This is a genomic window from Desulfallas sp. Bu1-1, assembly GCF_015594625.1.
Classification (GTDB): Bacteria; Bacillota; Desulfotomaculia; order Desulfotomaculales; family Desulfallaceae; genus JADNRQ01.
This window is the reverse complement of sequence record NZ_JADNRQ010000015.1, coordinates 46,507-64,303: the sequence shown is the minus strand read 5'-3', so window position 1 is coordinate 64,303 and position 17,797 is coordinate 46,507. Positions and strand designations below refer to the sequence as shown.

Annotated in this window: 16 protein-coding genes; 3 read left to right on the top strand and 13 right to left on the bottom strand. The window is 51.8% G+C overall.

Features of this window, described 5'->3' with window-relative positions; genetic code table 11:
• Positions 1-134: 134 nt before the first annotated feature.
• The 8 genes from IT084_RS12980 to IT084_RS12945 all read right to left on the bottom strand — a co-directional run bounded on the left by IT084_RS12980 (position 135) and on the right by IT084_RS12945 (position 10,830).
• A complete protein-coding gene (locus tag IT084_RS12980) occupies positions 135-1,016 on the bottom strand; it encodes a CoB--CoM heterodisulfide reductase iron-sulfur subunit B family protein (RefSeq protein WP_195713328.1) in 882 nt (293 codons plus the stop codon).
• On the bottom strand, positions 1,013-1,606 hold the full coding sequence (locus IT084_RS12975; RefSeq protein WP_195713327.1) for a 4Fe-4S dicluster domain-containing protein: 594 nt from the start codon (positions 1,604-1,606) through the stop codon (positions 1,013-1,015). Before IT084_RS12975 ends, IT084_RS12980 begins: the two co-directional genes overlap by 4 nt.
• A 78-nt stretch (positions 1,607-1,684) precedes the next feature.
• Positions 1,685-3,892: a hydrogenase iron-sulfur subunit gene (locus IT084_RS12970; RefSeq protein WP_195713326.1), complete on the bottom strand. Its 2,208-nt coding sequence runs from the start codon at positions 3,890-3,892 to the stop codon at positions 1,685-1,687.
• Positions 3,892-5,151 carry a CoB--CoM heterodisulfide reductase iron-sulfur subunit A family protein gene (locus IT084_RS12965; protein WP_195713325.1) on the bottom strand — a complete coding sequence of 420 codons (1,260 nt, stop codon included), beginning with the start codon at positions 5,149-5,151 and terminating at the stop codon, positions 3,892-3,894. The genes IT084_RS12970 and IT084_RS12965 overlap by 1 nt, the downstream gene beginning before the upstream one ends.
• Positions 5,152-5,492: 341 nt before the next feature.
• Complete coding sequence (gene aprA / locus IT084_RS12960; protein WP_195713324.1) at positions 5,493-7,373, bottom strand: adenylyl-sulfate reductase subunit alpha; 1,881 nt, start codon at positions 7,371-7,373, stop codon at positions 5,493-5,495.
• Positions 7,374-7,425: 52 nt separating this feature from the next.
• Entirely contained in the window at positions 7,426-7,869 is a 444-nt protein-coding gene (gene aprB, locus IT084_RS12955) for an adenylyl-sulfate reductase subunit beta (protein ID WP_195713323.1), read from the bottom strand.
• Between the two features lie 591 nt (positions 7,870-8,460).
• Positions 8,461-9,699 (bottom strand): sulfate adenylyltransferase, encoded by a 1,239-nt coding sequence (gene sat, locus IT084_RS12950; protein ID WP_195713322.1) that lies wholly within the window; start codon positions 9,697-9,699, stop codon positions 8,461-8,463.
• Positions 9,700-10,089: 390 nt separating this feature from the next.
• Entirely contained in the window at positions 10,090-10,830 is a 741-nt protein-coding gene (locus tag IT084_RS12945; RefSeq protein ID WP_195713321.1) for a YkgJ family cysteine cluster protein, read from the bottom strand.
• A gap of 288 nt (positions 10,831-11,118) precedes the next feature.
• Between IT084_RS12945 and IT084_RS12940 the strand changes: the two genes are divergently transcribed.
• Positions 11,119-11,328 (top strand): hypothetical protein, encoded by a 210-nt coding sequence (locus IT084_RS12940; protein WP_195713320.1) that lies wholly within the window; start codon positions 11,119-11,121, stop codon positions 11,326-11,328.
• Here the strand turns inward: IT084_RS12940 and IT084_RS12935 are convergent.
• The 4 genes from IT084_RS12935 to IT084_RS12920 form a co-directional block, all read right to left on the bottom strand.
• Positions 11,325-11,699, bottom strand: a complete 375-nt coding sequence (locus IT084_RS12935) for a NifB/NifX family molybdenum-iron cluster-binding protein (RefSeq protein ID WP_195713319.1) — start codon at positions 11,697-11,699, stop codon at positions 11,325-11,327. The genes IT084_RS12940 and IT084_RS12935 overlap by 4 nt on opposite strands.
• Before the next feature lie 152 nt (positions 11,700-11,851).
• Positions 11,852-12,169 (bottom strand): TusE/DsrC/DsvC family sulfur relay protein, encoded by a 318-nt coding sequence (locus IT084_RS12930; RefSeq protein WP_195713318.1) that lies wholly within the window; start codon positions 12,167-12,169, stop codon positions 11,852-11,854.
• Between the two features lie 536 nt (positions 12,170-12,705).
• On the bottom strand, positions 12,706-13,704 hold the full coding sequence (locus tag IT084_RS12925; RefSeq protein WP_195713317.1) for an inorganic phosphate transporter: 999 nt from the start codon (positions 13,702-13,704) through the stop codon (positions 12,706-12,708).
• Positions 13,705-13,717: 13 nt separating this feature from the next.
• Positions 13,718-14,332: a DUF47 domain-containing protein gene (locus IT084_RS12920; RefSeq protein ID WP_195713316.1), complete on the bottom strand. Its 615-nt coding sequence runs from the start codon at positions 14,330-14,332 to the stop codon at positions 13,718-13,720.
• Between the two features lie 206 nt (positions 14,333-14,538).
• On the opposite strand from IT084_RS12920, the gene IT084_RS12915 reads away from it, so the two are divergent.
• The gene (locus tag IT084_RS12915) at positions 14,539-16,440 is read left to right on the top strand and encodes an ABC-F family ATP-binding cassette domain-containing protein (protein WP_195713315.1); all 1,902 of its coding nucleotides are present in this window, start codon (positions 14,539-14,541) and stop codon (positions 16,438-16,440) included.
• Here the strand turns inward: IT084_RS12915 and IT084_RS12910 are convergent.
• Entirely contained in the window at positions 16,437-17,090 is a 654-nt protein-coding gene (locus tag IT084_RS12910) for an HAD-IA family hydrolase (protein WP_195713314.1), read from the bottom strand. The two genes, IT084_RS12915 and IT084_RS12910, sit on opposite strands and share 4 nt — an antisense overlap.
• 345 nt (positions 17,091-17,435) lie before the next feature.
• Here IT084_RS12910 and IT084_RS12905 point away from each other — a divergent pair, with 345 nt between their 5' ends.
• On the top strand, positions 17,436-17,780 hold the full coding sequence (locus tag IT084_RS12905; protein WP_195713313.1) for a YlbF family regulator: 345 nt from the start codon (positions 17,436-17,438) through the stop codon (positions 17,778-17,780).
• The last annotated feature ends 17 nt before the right edge of the window (positions 17,781-17,797 follow it).

The window sequence follows — 17,797 nt, the reverse complement described above, 5'->3', positions numbered from 1 at the left end:
CATGATGCAATAAATCACCTGCAATACCCTGCTACGTTTTCTTGTCATTACACTACCGGCCCCAAAAATAAAAGCCCCTCGCCATTTTTCACGGGGGCTTTTAATACTTTAGTACAGGCACGGCCAACAAAATGTCATTTACCAACACCGTATGCCGCCAGCGCCTCATAGGGCGAAACGATACAATAATTAAGCGCCCTGGCATCCTCCGGCAAATCAAAAGCAACGGCCATCAACTGGGTAAAAAACAACACCGGAATGTTGAAGTTGGTACCGTGCAGCTGGTTGACCCTTTGCTGGTAGGCGTCCAGGTTAAGCTGGCACATGGGGCAGGGAGTGACAATAACCTGCGCCCCGCCGCCGGCGGCCGATTGGAAAATTTTTAAAGCGCTGTCCACCACGATGTCCGTTGCGGCAATAGCATTGGAGCTGCCGCAGCAGCGCGCTTTCATGGGGAAATCCACCGCCGTCGCCCCCAGCGCCTCCATAAGTTTATCCATCTGGACGGGGTACTCGGGGTCGTCAAATTCGTATGGAATAGCCCGCACCGTCTGGCAGCCGACGTACCCGGCCACTTTAAGGCCCGTCAGCGGCCGCTTGACCTTTTCTTTCACCCGGTCAAAACCGGCATCGTTAATCACTACTTCCAGGAACTGGCGCACGCGCAGCGAGCCATCATACTTGAGGCCGCCCGCCGCCAGCGCCTCGTTGGCCAGGGCCTTGAAATGTTCATCTTCCTTGAACCGCTTGTTGGTAACGGCCAGGCTCAGGTAGCAGGAGCTGCAGCCCACCACCACATCATAGCCCTTGGGTTCGGCAATGGCCAGGTTGCGGGCGGTCATGACCTGCTGGGTAAAATCACCGACCACTCCGGAGGCCACCGTAGCGCCACAGCAGTTCCAGTCGGGGATTTCTTCCAGGTGCAAATCCAGCGCCCCGGCCACCGCTTCTATGGATTTCAAATTGGCCTGGGCGGTTGCCTCCATGGAGCACCCGGGATAAAAGCTGTACTTCATCTTCCGGCCTCCTTCCGCTCAAGTTCCTGGGCCTTGCGGATAATTTTTTTCAAGTTACCCAGGCCCTTGACTTTTTTCGGCGGCAGCAAGGGCATCCGCTTGTGCCTCAACATGTTCAGGCCCACGTCCTTCATGGCAAACGCCTTCTTCAACTCATCCAGGCCCCGGATCAGGTAATAACGGGCCGTAACCCCGCCCTCAAACACCTTGCCCCGGCTGGCCACTTCGGCCCAGAACGCCTTGTAAAACGCGGCTCGGGGATCATCGCTGTAACCGTTTTGAATGGCATACTTTTTCAAGTCGTGCATCACGTCGATAATGGGGATGCCCCTGGGGCATCGCGCCTTGCATGTGCAGCAGGAGGTGCACTGCCACATAGTGTTGGCCTCCAGCACCTCGTCCTTTTTACCCAGCTTGATCAGGTTGAACAGCCGCCTGGGCGAATAGTCCATGATCTCGCGGGTGGCGCAGGAAATGGCGCACATTCCACACTGCATGCATTGCTTGATGTAAGAACCATTTTCCAAACTATAAATCTCCCGGGCAAAATTCAAATCATATTTAACAGGTTGATTGTTTTTTTGTTCCATACAAGAACATACTCCCTTTCTAATTTTTAAAGGAGTTTGGGACGGCCGGTTGCCGGCCGCCCCTTATATCTATTTATTTTACTGGAAGTCCTTCATCGGGTTGGGTCCCAGTTCTTCAAGTTCCTTGGCGAATTCATCCAGCATGGCCGGAATCTTATCGTAATCCATGATATTTACCGTTGTGGCCCGCACGCGTTCCGACTCCAGCCCCAGGCGGTTGAGGGTTTCGGATATCTTGGACAGGCGGTATTCCGCCAGCTCGCTGCCCTTCATGAAGTGGCACTGGTAGTCGTCACCGTGCTTGCAACCCATCAGCAATACGCCGTCAAATCCCCTGGCCATGGCGTCGTTGATCCAGATCAGGTTCAGGGACCCCAGGCAACGAACCGGGATAATCCTTACCCACGGGTTATATTCCAGCCGGTTGATGCCGGCCATGTCCAGGGCGGGAATGGCGTCGTTTTCGCAGGCGAAGACCAGGATTCTCGGCTTTTCTTCTATTTCCTCGGGCACCTCGATGGCCTTGACCATATTGCCGATCATGGGCACCGAGTAGTTCTTGAAGGAAATAATCCGTTCGGGGCAAGCGCCCATACATGTACCGCACCTTCTGCAGCGGGTGGGGTTGGGCAGCGGGTTGGCCTTCTCGTCTTCGTTGATGGCGCCGAAGGGGCACTCCTCGGTGCAGCGCTTGCACTGGGTGCAGCGGGTCATATTAAATTCCGGGTAGGACATATCCCCGGACCGCGGGTGCAGTGCCTGGCCCCTGGCGGTAGCCTCAACGCACTGGATGGCTTTCAACGCGGCGCCCGTGGCGTCTTCCAGGGCGGAGAGCATATCCATGGGAGCCCTGACCACGCCGGCGGCATAGATACCGGTCCGCCTGGTTTCATACGGGAAGCAAATATAGTGGGAATCCGGGAAACCGTATTTCAAAGACGGCAGTTCCGGACCCTGCCTGTATTCCAGGTTCAGCATGTTGGACTTGATGATCGGGGCGACCGATACCTTGGGCTCATCCGCAGCAGCCGCCGCTTCATCCTGGGCCGGGGCCGCGTCCAGCATTTCACCGAAGGCGGCTGCCGGCACCATACCGTTGGCCAGTACCACCAGGTCGAACTCGTCAGCTTCCGACTTGGTGCCCATGGTATGGTCGTCGGCTTCAATGGTCAGCGTGCCGTCGTTTTCGGTAATGGCCGTTACATCACCCTTGATGAAAATAACGCCTTCCTGCTGGGCTTTTTTGTAAAAGTGCTCATACTGGCCGTTGGAACGAATATCCTTGTAGTAAATGTATACGTTGGCCTCGGGGTTGTTTTCCTTCACATACAGGGCCTGTTTGATCGATTCGATGCAGCAGGCCGCCGAGCAGTAGGGCAGGTGCTCCTTATCGCGGGAGCCGGCGCACTGGATAAACGCCACTTTGCCGGCTTCCAGCTTGCCCGCCGCGGCCATTTCCTCGAACATGGCCTGGGTAATCACGTTTTCATACTGGCCGAATCCAAGGTGACCCAGCTTCCCGGGGTCATACGGCCTGGCGCCCGTCGCCAGCACAATGGCGCCCACGCGCTCTTGGACGGTGCTGCCGTTTTGATTGATGGTCACATCAAACATCCCCGGCGCGCCGGCGGTCTTTTCAATGGTGGCCGAGGTGTAGACCTTGACGCCGGCTTCTTCAACAGCCTTGATTAAAGCGGGAATGCTGTTCTCTTCCAGTTCCGTGAATGGCGCTTTTAGCGGCACCTGCTTGTACATTTTGCCCACGTAGCCGCCGAGAGCGGCTTCTTTTTCCACCAAAATGGTCTGGTAACCGGCCCTGGCCGATTCCAGCGCGGCGTTAAGCCCCGTGAAGCCGCCGCCCACAACCAAAATGGCTTTGGAGAAATCGTCAACCTGGTAAGGTTCCGGCAAGTTCACGTTCTTAAGCTTGGCCAGGGACATCCGCAGGTAATCCTCGGCCAGCATCTGGGTGTCCTCGTCACCCGCCGGGTGACACCAGGCCACCTGCTCTCTCAGGTTGGTCCTCTCCACGATTTTATCCGGTCCGAAATCAAAGACATCGTAATTGACCCGGGAAGAGCAACCAGCGATCACAATAGTGTTTACGCCCTCTCCCTCGATATCCTTTTTAATCAGTTCAACGCCGTCCTTACCGCAAAGAAATCCGTCGGTTTTGCAAATACTTACCTTATATTCACCTGTCGCCACCTTGGACAAAGCGTCGATATCCAAGGCGTCTCCAATACCACAGCCCGTGCAAATGTAAACAGCTATCTTCTTTTCCATTACTGTTGCCCCCTCACCGTAGATTGGATCGCCTTAAGAGCTGTAGCGGTAGCATCCCTGACAGCTGAGGCAACATCCAACGGGTTTTTGACGCATCCTGCAGCATAGATACCGGGTGTCTGAGCGCCTGAAACCACAAAACCATCTTCGTCATAATCCATTTCAGCCGGTATTTTGACCTCGGCCGTGGTGGGAGCCATGCCCGTGGCCAGCACAACCAGGTCAAACTTCTTCTCGATCACTTTTTGAGCGATCTGGTCTTCAGCGATCACGATCAGTTCCCCGGTTGACGGATCTTCCTTGACTTCGCCGGCTTTACCCTTGATCAAGGTAATGTTGGCTTCTTCCTGCACCTTGGTGAAGAAGTCTTCGTACTTGCCGCGCGCCCTGATATCAATATAGTAAATACAAATTTCAGCGTCCGGGTACTGCTCCCTGACGTAGGTGGCCTGTTTCAGGGAAGCCAGGCAGCATACGGAGGAGCAAGCCTTCAGGTGATTCTCGTCACGGGATCCGGCACACTGAATAAACGCCACGCTCTTGATTTCCTTGCCGTCCGACGGGCGAACAATTTTGCCCTTGGTGGGGCCGTTGACCGCGGCCAGCCTTTCCATCATCACGTTGGTGATAACGTTGTTATACCGGCCAAAACCATAGTAGCTGAGCTTGTTGGCATCGTACGGATTCCAGCCGGTGGCCCAGACGATGGCGCCCACATTCAGCTTAATGGTTTTTGCCTGCATGCCGAGGTCAATGGCATTGTACTCGCATGCTCCGGCGCACTTGCCGCACTCGGCGCCCTTGCAGGCTTGATCATCGATGACGTACTTCATCGGGAACGCAAATTCATGGGGCAGGTAAATCGCCTTTGTCTTGTCCAGCCCGTAGTTAAAGGCATTGGATCTTTCCACCGGGCAAACCTCGGCGCACTTGTTGCAACCCGTGCAATTTTCGTTTACATAACGGGGGTTCACCTTGACGGTCACGTCAAAATTGCCTTCCTGACCGGAGATGCTCTCCACTTCCGCCAGGGTAAAGAAGTTGATTTTGGGGTTCTTTTTAATTCTCTGGAAATTAATTTCCAAACCGCAGTTTGGTGGACACAGCTTGGGGAAGTACTGGTTGATCTGGGTGACTCTGCCGCCCAGGTACGGGTTCTTCTCCACGATGAAAACTTCGTAACCCACTTCGGCGGCTTCCACGGCCGCGGTAAGGCCGCTTATTCCTCCCCCTACCACTAATATACTTTTATTTGCCATTATATATCACCACGCCATTTCTCCCGTGTTAAATTTTTGTACTGCCTTGTATCCAAACATGTTACGGTTACTCATCACGAGCAGTTGACCACCGGGATTGAAAAAAAACTCCAGGCGGCCTGTAAGGACGCCTGGCAAAATTAACTCTTACCTAAGATAAAACAAACGCCCAGTCCCTACAAGCGCGATTCAGCCAGGGCTGTTTAGCAACTTTCGCTGCGCCTCACAGCGCAAAGGACCCGCGGCCATCGGCTACGGGCCCTCTTTGCGCCGTGGATGGCACATGCGCAGAGTTACTTGATCTCGCCCGGGACATGGGGTGAGATCAGTTGTTCATATAACTACTGGAACAGACGGATGATGGGCTTCTTGAATACGCTCCACTCGCCGGTGTTGGGATCCCACTTGCAGTTGACGAAGCAGAGCCAGTTTTCCTCATCCATCTTCGGATAGTCGGCACGGAAGTAGTAACCGGGCCACCTGGTCTCTTCACGGAACATGACTGTGCGAATGTGAGCTTCGGCCTGCCACATCCGGTGGATGTTCTCCCAGCATCTCATGAGCTCGTGCAGGTCCTTGGCGGCCAGGTTCTCGGAGTCTTCCTTCAGGAATCCGAGCAGTTCCATAGCCCTGTCGAGTTTAGCCTTGTTGGTGGAGAAGTTCGCGGTCACGCCGCCGACGTACTCGTCCATCATCTTCTGCAGGCGGAACATGAACATCTTGGGCTTGATGTAGTTCGGGTTGACTTCCGGATCGGTGGTCATGTCTTTGTATTGCTCGTAAATTTCCAGCGGCTTGTAGGTCCGGGCCTTCAGTTCTTCCACCTTGGCCATGTCCACGTTGGGCTGGGTGTTGTTTTCAACGATGAACTTGATGGCGGCCTTGGCGGCAATACGGCCTTCGGCGTGGGAGCCGGAGGAGAACTTGTGGCTGGATGCGCCGGAAGCGTCACCAGCAGCAAACAGACCGGTTACGGTGGTCATGTTGGTGTAGCCCCAGAAGTACTCGGGAGGAGCGATATCCTCGGGACCGGATACCCATGCGCCGGATGCGCCGGAGTGGGAGCCGATGAAGTAAGGCTCGGCAGCTGCGATCTCGGAGGATCTTTCTTCCGGCTGAATGTTGGTGGCAGCCCAGAGCAGGGCCTGGGAGATGGTCATGTCGAGGAAGTCTTCCCAAGCTTCGGCTTCCAGCTCTTTCATTTTCTTCTTGAAGGCCTTGGGATCATCCTTATAAGCTTCGGCCAGCTTGGCGATGGCTTCTTCGGTCCTCATGAAGAGGGGGCCTTTGCCTTCGCTTTCATCAAGCATGCCGAGGTAGTTGCGCAGGTTGGCCGGAATCGGCTTGACCAGGCCGTAGGGAGCCCAGTTTTTCAGTTCTTCCCTGCGCTCCACCATGTACTCGCCGCCAAACGCGTTGGTGGCCCTGGATTTGAAGAGCAGGAACCAGGCGCCGACCGGGCCGTACGCATCCTTGAAGCGGACCGGGATGAAGCGGACTTCCTGGCAGGTCATTTCAGCGCCGGCGCGGATGGTGAAGTATGCGCTGGAACCGGTGCTGAACGGAGGATACCAGGAGCGGCCGAGACCTTCACCGGTGGAGCGGGGCTTGAATACGCCTACGGCACCGCCCATGGCGGCCAGAACGGCTTTCGCCTTGAAGACATAGAATTTATTTTCGCGAACGCTGAAGCCTACAGCGCCGGCGATCCTGTTGCCGTCGAGCAGCGGCTCGATGATGAATACGCGCTCGTAGATATTGTCCATGCCCAGGGCGTTCTTGGCGGCCTCGGCAACGATGACTTTATAAGATTCACCGTTGATCATGATTTGCCAGCGGCCCTCATTTACGTACTCGCCATTTTCGTCTTTCCAAATGGGCAGGCCCCACTTTTCAAACAGGTGCACCGTACCGTCGACGTGGCGGGCAATGTTGTAAACGAGGTCGTCACGGGCAACGCCCATCAGGTCGTTCTTAACGTACTCAACATATTGCTCGACGGTGTTCTTGCCTTTGCCCACGCCGAGGTACTGGTTGATAGCGGACAGACCCATAGCCACGGCACCGCTGCGGTCCAAGGCGGCCTTGTCAACGAGGGTTACCTTCAAACCGTTTTTCTTTGCCCAGTAAGCAGCTTCCACTGCCGCGCCGCAGGCCGCCATACCGCCGCCCACGATCAGAAGGTCAGTGGTGACTTCAACAGTTTCAAAATTCATTGGCATTAATATTAACCTCCTCCGTAAAGTTCTTTAAAACTGGCAATCAGATTCGCAGTTACTTCTTAATGGTGGGCACTTCATCCAGCAGCAGGGATGCCGGCTCGGTGAACAGGGCCTGGCTGTTCAGATCGCCGGCGCCTTCCGGGAAGTCACCACCGGGAACAGCAGTACCTTCTTCAGTGGTCCTGATGGGGAACTTGAAGCGCTTGACCATACCGTTCCGGAACTTGATGGTCCACATAATGTTGTCCGAACCTCTCAGAGGAGTTACACTGGCGCCCATCGGTACGAAGTCAGCGTAACCACGCAGGTCCATGGCTTGCTGCGGGCAGGCTTTCGCACAGCAGAGGCACTCCCAGCAGTGCCAGGGGTCACGGTTGTAGGCCTTCATTTTCTCTTTGTCCAGCACCATCAAATCATTGGGGCATGCATGCATGCAAGCAGTTTTGTCCTTACCCTTGCAGCCGTCACATTTCTCGGCGATTACAAAAGTTGGCATTAATTCAACCTCCCGTTCCCTATTTGTTAATAAGTTTCTGCGGCTTTGATATCATGCCCGCAGAAATTGATACCACATTTTGATCAACTAGTCTCAAGAGAAAAATTGTTAACCTTTTCTCTCCCCAGTCTACATTCACAAAGCATCAAGATATTGCGATGTTGCTCGCGTTGCGTACCGGCGTAAATCTACACCGTTTTTTCACCACCTCCCCCGAGCGGTTTTTGGGATCGCGGGTTGCGCCGGGCAACCCGGTTTTGGAAAAATGCTCAAGTCCATTGTCGCCTATTTGCGTCTGATTTTGTCGTATACATGCTACGAATCCGTTCCGGTCAAGTGTTATCATGTTTATAAAAATATGGACTTAAAAATGGACTTTGCATTGCCGGTCACAAGCGCCAATACAAGTTGGACTGCAATCAGCGATAATTATACTTTCGACGCAAATGCCCGGGCTCCTTCTTTTTGGCGGGATATAATTGAACTTTTTCATGACACTTAACGACAAAACCTCATGGTGAATACATTATACATTGATACTGAGTGCGCCCCCCGGGGCACACCCAGTATCTTTATTGTTGCTCAAGTCGATTACTTCTGGGGACCGGGGATATCCTCGTATGCGCCCTTCTTAATCTCGACCCTTTCCGCGGTCTTATAGTATTCGCGCAGAATTTCCATAACTTCGGGACGGCCGAATTCCTTCGGAATATCTTCGCCATCCTGCATCATGCGGCGGAACTTGGTGCCGCTCACCACGCAACGATCTTCCGGACCATGCGGGCAGGTGCGCTGGCTGGCCATGCTCTGACACTTGTAGCAATAGAAGGTCCAAGCGATCAGCATGGGCTTCAGTTCAAGGGCGCCCGGCCACAGGGTGTCAAAAATTTTCTGGGCGTCGAACGGGCCGTAGTAGTCGCCCACGCCGGCATGGTCGCGGCCGACGATCAGGTACCGGCAGCCCCAGTTTTGGCGGAATACGGCATGCAGCAGGGCTTCACGCGGCCCGCCATAACGCATTTCCATGGGGTATACGCCCAGAGCGATGTTCTCTTTCGGGAAGTAATTTTCAACCAAGGCCTCGTAGCACTTGACCCGGACTTCACCCGGGATGTCGCCGGGTTTCAGCGCGCCGACGATGGCGTGGATGAAGCAGCCGTCCACCAGACCGCTTTCCAGGGCGAATTTGCAGAGATACTCGTGGGAGCGGTGCATCGGATTCCTGGTTTGGAAAGCAACGACGTTGGACCAGCCTTTTTCTTCGAAGAGTTTCCTGGCTTCTGCAGGATAGAGGTAGTACTTGGGATATTTTTGAGGATAGATACCTTCGTTGACGACTTTAATGGGGCCGCCCAGGTTGTATTCTCCCTGCTGCATAACCTTGGCCACACCGGGGTGTCCTTCGGCGTCCAGGGTTTTGAACACTTCGCGGCACTCGGCCTCTTTATCGTAAGTATAAATTTCTTCCACCAGCATGGTGGCGTAGAGCTCGCCGGATTCCCTGTCGTACAGGGCGACTTCCATGCCTTCCTTGAGGCCGATGGCGTCCTTTTCCTCTCCGGTGATGGACAGGGTAACGGGCATGGGCCACATGGTGCCGTCGGTCAGCTTCAAGTCAAACACGCAGCCGGTGTAATCATCTTTCTTCATAAATCCATACAGCGGTGTAAAAGCTCCAATCCCGAGCATCAAAACGTCGGACGTTTCCCTGGAACTCATGTACACCTTGGGCATGCTTTGAGCCCGCTTAATTTCGGCTTCCCTCTCCTCCCCGTACAGCAACAGGGGCTTGAGTACTCCTTCCGGGCCATGCGGTTTAGGTAGTGCCATAAATGCTTTCCCTCCTAATAGTTTATTTAATTTTTTTGTAACTAAGGAACAAAATGTTCCTAATGAAAACCTAATCTCCCATCCGTCTTTCTCTTTTTGTCAGCCAGTTGACTTACAAACCGGTTAATCATCATTAGAATATAATGGTTGGCTCCAGCCGTATTAATGAAATTAGACACAAAGTAGTGGTCTTCCTGCTTTTTACTCAAGGAAAAAATTATTAATTTTTGCTAAGCCTGCCCGGCATTGTGAATCTATGCACATAACAGGCTTTTATATAGGGGCCACGTCGAAAAAACCTCCGCGGCCCTTAGCCATCATCCTGGTAAAAAACATCATGTTATTAAAAATATATCATGAATCTTGTTCATTGACAAGCATTGCAGGACGTCAAAAAGACGTCCTCTTATACTTTTCAATGAAACTATCCAGCAATTCGCTGCGACCGTTTTCCAGGAACTCCTTCATTACCCGCGGGCGGCGATATCTCGCCCCCTCGCTGACCACGCTCATTACCAGATGGTTTACATAGGGAACGAAAGTGTACTGGCTGTCCACCACCTGCACGGGTACAAAAAACGTTTCCAACTGCCCGAGGTCGGCGGTAAGCAACTGGATCAATTCCAGGGGTTTTTTGTTGGTTCCATTCACCACACGGACCTTGTCGCACCGGGGCAGCTCAAATTCAACAATTTCCCTGGGCAGTTCAATGCCGTGCTCTTGAAGATATTTTTCCGCCAGTTTTTCCATGTTTTTGCGGACCTGTTCGTTTTCTTCCCGCTGCCCCATCAGCCCGTAAGTGCGGCACGTGAAGGGCCGGGCTTCATAAACCATGCAGTTGTTTTCCCCGTCCAAAAACGGGCAGCGCTGGTTAATATCAACCAGTTCCAGGAAATAATAACGCACCGCGCCGGCGATGATTTCCGGCCACTTTTCCGGCATTACTTTGTTTACATAACGAAACATGTTCAAATATTCAACAATATACGCCGGCTGGGGCACCGTGCAGCAGGTGGCGCAGCGCTCGCAGCTGGTTTCCGGAATCAGCCCGTAGATTTTATTCAGTTCGTCAAATAATCCCTTTTCTTCCGCCTGGCTAACCGCCTGGTTCAATTTTATCAAAGGTAACACCTGGTACCACCCTTCCCGTAATCATTAATAAAATTGTTGCATATATCCTGCAGCAACGGCTATTACAAACGGCATTTTCACCAAAACGCCCCGGGCGCCGTCCCGGTTAGCAAACCATCTATTTAATTATAATGAATGCCCGAAAAAAAAACACCCCCCAAAAGGTGTTTTTGCGAAAAGACGCCGAAAAAAGAATATTACATGTTTTGTTTGACGAAAGCACTTGAACAGATTAATCTTATGGCTTATTGTGTTATTATGCTATATAAAGTAAAGTGAGGTTACGTCATGGTCATTGCCTGTTTCCTGTTTATATTCACCGGTCTTTGCGTAATTACCGCCGGGGTGCTTTTGCTGACACTCCAGATCATTAAAACTGGAGAGTGGCCCGGATACCGGCCCGGAAATTGGGACGCCCGGGTAAAAAAATTGGTGTTATTAACCGCCGGCGGAGTGCTTATGGTACTGGCCGGCTTTTTAACCGGATACGGCATCTAACCGTGGTGACAACCGTGGCCGTGATGCTCTCCGTGGTGGTGGCAGCAGGCCTGCGCACTGGAAACCAGTTCGCCCCTGGCAAAGCTGCCCACGACTTCTTCGATTTTGCCGTTGGCCCCGTTGACGACTCTTAAACCGCTTTCCTCCAGGGCCTCCAGAGCCTTGGCGCCAATGCCCCCGACAATAACCACTTCAACGCCTTCATTTTGCATTAAACCGGCCAGCCCGGCGTGATTGTGCTGCAAATTATCCGCAGAGATGATTTTTTGCGAGACAATCTTACCGTTATCCAGTTCAACCACTGTAAATTCCCTGCTCCTGCCGAAATGCTGGTTGACATATCCATATTCAGATGGTATGGCAATTTTCATTAGTACTGCACTACCTCCATTTTTAGAGTATTTACCCGGCATTTACCGCTTGGTTTTGAACATTTGCTCATTTAAAATTCTATTTACATTAGCCATTATTGTCAATAGTTTTAACCAAAAAAAAATCCCGCCTTTTGGCGGGGTTATTTTTATTACACGCAACCGGTGGGCTTGGGCAGGCCGGCCAGTTTGCAGGCGCCCTTTGCCGGGCCGGAGGGGAACAGCTCGTAAATCTGCTTCAAGCTGTAACCGGTTTGTTTGCACATTTTTCTTACCATCGGGGCAACCTGGAACTGCTTGTAATAATCGCGCAGGTAGTGGATTACTTTCCAGTGGTCTTCGGTAAGCTCTTTAATACCTTCGCTTTCAGCAAAGGCTTTCGCCACCTCTTCAGTCCACTCATCGGGATTGACAACGAAACCGTCTTCATCGAGTTCAATTTGCTTTCCGCCTATTTCCAGAAAAGCCATCAACTACACCTCCAAAAAATATTAGCAAATTAATTTTTTTATTTTCCCCTAAAAAATCTCTGATAGTATTATTTTTAGGGTAAAAATCATTTTTACACTAGCAATATATTAACATTCCAACCACTGGAGTGCAACATATTCATTAACGAAAAATGCACTGGTTTTCCCAAAGTTGCCCTCCGCTGTTCCGGCTTCTTGCTTATCAGGCCGTCGTGCACCTGAAATAACGTGCATTACCCGGGTTGACGACCACCTCCTCAAAAGCTGCAAGTAGATTTTTAATTACAATTTCGACCGAGCCGGTGAGCGCTGGCGATTTATTTTCTACAACCGGACCTAACGGCTCATGGGCAGGATCAACGGGTTGCTTACTGTATAAATAATACGACATACACTTTCCTGATTCCTGCCTGTTTGTGAAAAAAGGCATCTTAATAATCATATTATTATTATTATTTTTTAGCCCGCATCATCCGGGGCAACACAAAAACTACACGTTAATCGCAAACTAAAAGTCCTAAAAGTAATAATCCGGCCTATAAGAAAACCGAAATAATCAGGTAGGATAGCCCGGCCAACACGGCTGTTACCGGTAAAGTTATGATCCATGCGGTCACCATTTTCTGAGCGGTCAGCCATTTTACAGAGGAAATCCTTTTTGCCGAGCCCACACCCATGATGGCGGAAGAGATCACATGGGTGGTGCTCACCGGTTGCCCCAGCACGGTTGCGCCGATAATCACCGTTGCCGACGTGAAATCGGAGGCGAAACCGCTGATGGGCTGAAGCTTGATGATTTTGGAACCGACGGTTTTAATAATTTTCCAGCCACCGGCCGACGTGCCCAAAGCCATGGCCAGCGCGCAGGATATTTTTACCCAGAAAGGTATATCCAGGGTTTGATGAAATCCCCCCGCAATTAACGCAAAGGTGATAATCCCCATGGATTTTTGGGCGTCATTGGTCCCATGGCTGAACGCCTGGAAAGCCGCGGTTAAAACCTGCATCGACCTGAAGCCCCGGTTTACCGTTTGAGGATTGGCGTTTTTAAAGATAAACCGCAGGGTCGTCATAATGATATAGCCCACGCCAAAAGCGGCAAAAGGTGATAGAATCAAAGCTTGTAATATGGTTAAAAAACCTTTGAAATTAACTCCTGAAAAACCGGCTGCGACAATTACCGCCCCGGTTAATGAGCCGATGAGAGCATGGGAAGAACTGCTGGGAATCCCGTAGTACCAGGTAATTAAATTCCAGGCGATGGCCGCGGTCAACGCGGCCAAAACAATGAACAACCCGTTTTCCAGCGCAAACGGATCGGCAATTTTGCCGCCGATTGTCTTGGCCACCCCGGTAAAGGTTAACGCTCCGATCAAGTTCATGGTCGAGGCCAGAAGAATGGCCACCCGCGGTGTTAAAGCCTTCGTGGATACGGAGGTGGCAATGGCGTTGGCGGTGTCATGAAAGCCGTTGATAAAATCAAAAGAAAGGGCCATGATTACTACAACGGCAACCAGAACAATTGAAGATTCCATGCTTGATTCTCCTTTACGAGTTGCGCATCAGCAATGCTTCTAATATGTTTGCCAGGTCCTCACAAGCATCGGTAACCCCTTCCAACATTTCATACAATTCTTTTTTCTTGATAATCATGATCGGGTCTTTGTATTCTTCGAACAAGGTCATAATGCATTCCCTGAGCAACTGGTCCGCTTCGTTTTCCAGTTCGTTTATTCTATAAATGTGCCGCATCATTTCCTGCAGCTTTTTCTGTGCCAGCAAATTTATAGCGGCAACAATTTCGTCCGCACTGTTGACAATCATTTGGGCAAACAGCTTGATGTAATCGTCGGCCTCGGTGACCTTGTACAAGTCCATGCGGTCGGCGACGGCTTCAATTCCATCCACAACATTATCCATCTCAATAGCTATGCCGAGTATATCCTCCCTTTCCAGCGGCGTGATAAAAGTTTTATTTAATGCGTGAATAATTCTGTGAGTAAGCTCGTCCCCCTTGTCCTCGAGAATCTTGATTCTTTCGGCGTACAGTTCCACCTGCCGGAGATTGCTGATTTCTTCTTGAAACAGGTTGCAAGCCTCTTTTAAATTGTTTGCGCTTTCTACAAGGGTTTCAAAAAAAATATCCTTCTTTTTAAAAAGCATCAATAATGTCCTCCCATTTAATCATGGATTTCCGTTCAGCACTATATTAATATAAACTATATTAATATTTTGTTAAATGCATATTAAAACGTGATTAATTATTGTCAACAATGTTAACTAAAACTTAATCTAAAATTCATAATGACAGCAGTCGTTAACACCCGTCTGAATAAGGTAAACTTGATGGGTACGGGAGTGATGATGGGATGATTGTTTTACAGGGAGCTCATATTTCCAAATCTTTCGGCGACCTGCAGGTTTTAAACGACGTGACCCTGACCGTCCGGGAAGGCGAGCGGGTGGGCCTGGTGGGACGCAACGGCGCCGGCAAGTCCACCCTGCTGAAAATCCTCACCGGCCGGATGCAGCCCGATGCCGGGGAAGTGATTCGGCCCAAAACGGTTACCATTGGCTTTTTGGCCCAGAACGGGGGGTTGTCCCCGGGCCGAACGGTATGGGATGAGATGCTGTCCGTATTTACCGACCTGATCGAACAGGAGAAACAACTGCGCGCGCTGGAAATTAAAATGGGGCGCCCGGAAATCGCTTCCGACCCCGGTCTGCTGCAACAAACAACCGGAGAATATACGGCCCTGCGGGAAAGCTTCGGCAGGAACGGCGGCTACGAGTATGAAGCGGCCATTCGCGGCGTGCTGCATGGATTGAATTTCGGCGAAGAATATTACACCATGCCCGTGGACCGGCTCAGCGGCGGTGAAAAAACCCGCCTGGCCCTGGCCAAACTGCTTTTAACCAAACCGGACGTATTGATCCTGGACGAGCCCACCAACTACCTGGACATGGATACCCTGGGCTGGCTGGAAAGGTACCTCCAGGCCTACCCCGGGGCCATTCTGGCCGTTTCCCACGATCGCTACTTCCTGGACGCGCTGGCCACCACCATTTACGAGCTTGAATTTGCCCGGCTGACCCGCTATAGCGGCAATTACTCGCGCTTCCTGGTGTTAAAAGCGGAGGAACTGGAGCGCCGGGCCAGGCAGTACCGCAAGCAGCAGGAAGAGATCGCCCGCCTGCAGGACTTTGTCCGGCGTAACATCGCCCGGGCGTCAACAACGGGGCGGGCCCAAAGCAGGCTTAAACTTCTGGAAAAAATCAAGCCCCTGGAAAACCCGGCAGTCAATGATAAAAAAATGGCCATATCCCTGGACGCGGACCGGCAGAGCGGGAAAATGGTCCTGGAAGTCAAAAATTTAAGCATCGGCTACCGGGACAAGCCGGTGGGACAAAATATCACTTTCAGCATTCACCGCGGCGAGCGGGTGGCTCTTTTGGGCCCCAACGGCACGGGAAAAACCACCCTGCTGAAGACGATCGCGGGGCTGCTGCCTCCCCTGAAAGGGACGATCCGCAAGGGTTACCACGTGTCCGCCGGCTATTACGAGCAAGAGCAAAAGAACCTGGTGGAAGAAAAACAGGTGCTGCACGAGCTGTGGGACGAATACCCGCACCTGGACGAGCAAACGGTACGCACAGTGCTGGGCAGGTTCCTGTTTAGCGGCGAGGATGCGCTTAAAAATGTGGGCGATCTCAGCGGAGGCGAAAGGTCCAGGCTCGCCCTGGCCAAGCTGATCTGTAGCCGGGCCAACTTTTTACTGCTGGACGAACCCACCAACCACCTGGATATTTTGGGCAACGAGGCGCTGGAGGAGGCGCTTTTGAACTACCCGGGGACCTTGCTGTTCGTGTCCCACGACCGTTACTTCATCAATAAAATCGCCACCCGGATTGTTGAACTCACCCCGGACGGCGTCAATATTTATTACGGCAATTTTGATGATTACCGGAGCAGAAAAGCCGGGCAGGCCGAAACCCGGCAACTAAAAGAACGGGTTATAACCGGGGGAAAAAAAGAGTACCTGCAGCGCAAGGAAATCCAACGGGAGGAAAGAAAGAGGCAACGCCGCGCTTTGGAACTGGAACGGGCGATTGCCTCCAAAGAAGAAGAAATAAACCGGTTGGAGCGGGAACTCTACCTGCCCGAAGTATACAACGACCACGCCACATACCGGCAAAAAAGCTCCGCCCTGGAACAATTCCGCGCGGAGCTGGAAGAATTGATGGCCGAGTGGGTGGAATTGGTGGACTAAAACAGGCGCCGCCGGTTGACAGTCAGCACTTCAACCATCTCGGACCAGGTATTCACCAAGAAGTCCGGCCCGGCATCCTCCAGTTCATCCCGGGTGGCCATGCCCCAGGTCACCCCAACGGTAAGAACACCGGCGTTGCGCCCGGATTCAATGTCAAAGTAGCTGTCCCCCACGTAAACAGCCTGGCCGGGATTGGCCCCGAACTTTTGAAGGCCACGCAGCACGGGCTCGGCGTGCGGTTTGGGTTTTTCCACGTCCTCCAGGGTAACCAGGTGGTCCAGGTAGCGGTCCAGTCCGGTGACAGAAATACCGCGCCGGGCCATGACGCGGCGCTTGGAAGTTACCACGCCCATCCCCTTGACCAGCGGTTTGATTTGGTCCAGGGTTTCCAGGGCGCCGGGGAAAACCCGGATAAACTTATCGTGTATGGTTAATTGATACTGGATATAACAATCAAAAAATTCCTGCCACCTTTCACCGGCAAATTGCCTGCAGGCGTCCCGCAGGGGCAGACCCACCGTCTTCATTACCGCCCCGTTGTTCCACGGTATTTGAAACTGTTTGAACGCGTGGCGAAAAGATTTCTCAATCAGCGGCAACGAATCCAGCAAAGTTCCGTCCAGGTCAAACAGTATATAATCTCTAAGCATAACTCATCTCCCATTTCAATATTTTGCAGTAAAACTTAACTTGCATAATTTTATTGTTCAAGCAACCATAATTATATCAAAACAAAAGCGCTGTTGAACCTGATCTTTACTGCAAGCACCGCACCCAGTTCTCCATTCGCTCCAGAAATCCACCGGATCGCCTGCCGCTATAATGTTTTTGCTGTTAATCAATTTAATATTTTTTCATGGGTAATTTAAACTAAGCTATTGATACTTGTACCACCGTGTTATAATACTCCTGTGCGCTGTTTTTCAGTTATTCCGAACCGGCAGCCCTCAATCCAGGGATAACAAACCAACTTGCAATCTTAGGGAGGGGATTCGATGTCCAAGGAAGTGTTTGAAAAGGCGGCGGAGCTGGGCAAAAGTATTATCGAGTCGGAAGAGTTCAAGAATGTTCAGCAAGCCGAAAGGGCCATGATCGGCGACCCCAACGCCCAGTCCTTGTTGAAAAGATTTCATGAGCTGCAGCAACTGCAAAAGGAAAAACAAAAAAAAGGCGAATCCATGACCCCGGACGAGACCAGGGAATTCGAACAGGTGCAGCTTAAATTCATGGAAAACAGGACAATCAAAGCCTTTTCGGATGCGCAGAACACGTTCCAGGAAATGATGAACCAGGTAATGAAAATTATCAAGGATGCCGGTGTAAATGCGGTCAAAAAATAAACGGCGGGGATTCCCGC

What these genes read in the sequence shown, in the direction of transcription:
- IT084_RS12980 (WP_195713328.1), bottom strand. Translation starts at nt 1,016, where the DNA reads ATGAAGTACAGCTTTTATCCCGGGTGCTCCATGGAGGCAACCGCCCAG.
- IT084_RS12975 (WP_195713327.1), bottom strand. Translation starts at nt 1,606, where the DNA reads ATGGAACAAAAAAACAATCAACCTGTTAAATATGATTTGAATTTTGCC.
- IT084_RS12970 (WP_195713326.1), bottom strand. Translation starts at nt 3,892, where the DNA reads ATGGAAAAGAAGATAGCTGTTTACATTTGCACGGGCTGTGGTATTGGA.
- IT084_RS12965 (WP_195713325.1), bottom strand. Translation starts at nt 5,151, where the DNA reads ATGGCAAATAAAAGTATATTAGTGGTAGGGGGAGGAATAAGCGGCCTT.
- aprA (WP_195713324.1), bottom strand. Translation starts at nt 7,373, where the DNA reads ATGCCAATGAATTTTGAAACTGTTGAAGTCACCACTGACCTTCTGATC.
- aprB (WP_195713323.1), bottom strand. Translation starts at nt 7,869, where the DNA reads ATGCCAACTTTTGTAATCGCCGAGAAATGTGACGGCTGCAAGGGTAAG.
- sat (WP_195713322.1), bottom strand. Translation starts at nt 9,699, where the DNA reads ATGGCACTACCTAAACCGCATGGCCCGGAAGGAGTACTCAAGCCCCTG.
- IT084_RS12940 (WP_195713320.1), top strand. Translation starts at nt 11,119, where the DNA reads ATGGTCATTGCCTGTTTCCTGTTTATATTCACCGGTCTTTGCGTAATT.
- IT084_RS12935 (WP_195713319.1), bottom strand. Translation starts at nt 11,699, where the DNA reads ATGAAAATTGCCATACCATCTGAATATGGATATGTCAACCAGCATTTC.
- IT084_RS12930 (WP_195713318.1), bottom strand. Translation starts at nt 12,169, where the DNA reads ATGGCTTTTCTGGAAATAGGCGGAAAGCAAATTGAACTCGATGAAGAC.
- IT084_RS12925 (WP_195713317.1), bottom strand. Translation starts at nt 13,704, where the DNA reads ATGGAATCTTCAATTGTTCTGGTTGCCGTTGTAGTAATCATGGCCCTT.
- IT084_RS12920 (WP_195713316.1), bottom strand. Translation starts at nt 14,332, where the DNA reads ATGCTTTTTAAAAAGAAGGATATTTTTTTTGAAACCCTTGTAGAAAGC.
- IT084_RS12915 (WP_195713315.1), top strand. Translation starts at nt 14,539, where the DNA reads ATGATTGTTTTACAGGGAGCTCATATTTCCAAATCTTTCGGCGACCTG.
- IT084_RS12910 (WP_195713314.1), bottom strand. Translation starts at nt 17,090, where the DNA reads ATGCTTAGAGATTATATACTGTTTGACCTGGACGGAACTTTGCTGGAT.
- IT084_RS12905 (WP_195713313.1), top strand. Translation starts at nt 17,436, where the DNA reads ATGTCCAAGGAAGTGTTTGAAAAGGCGGCGGAGCTGGGCAAAAGTATT.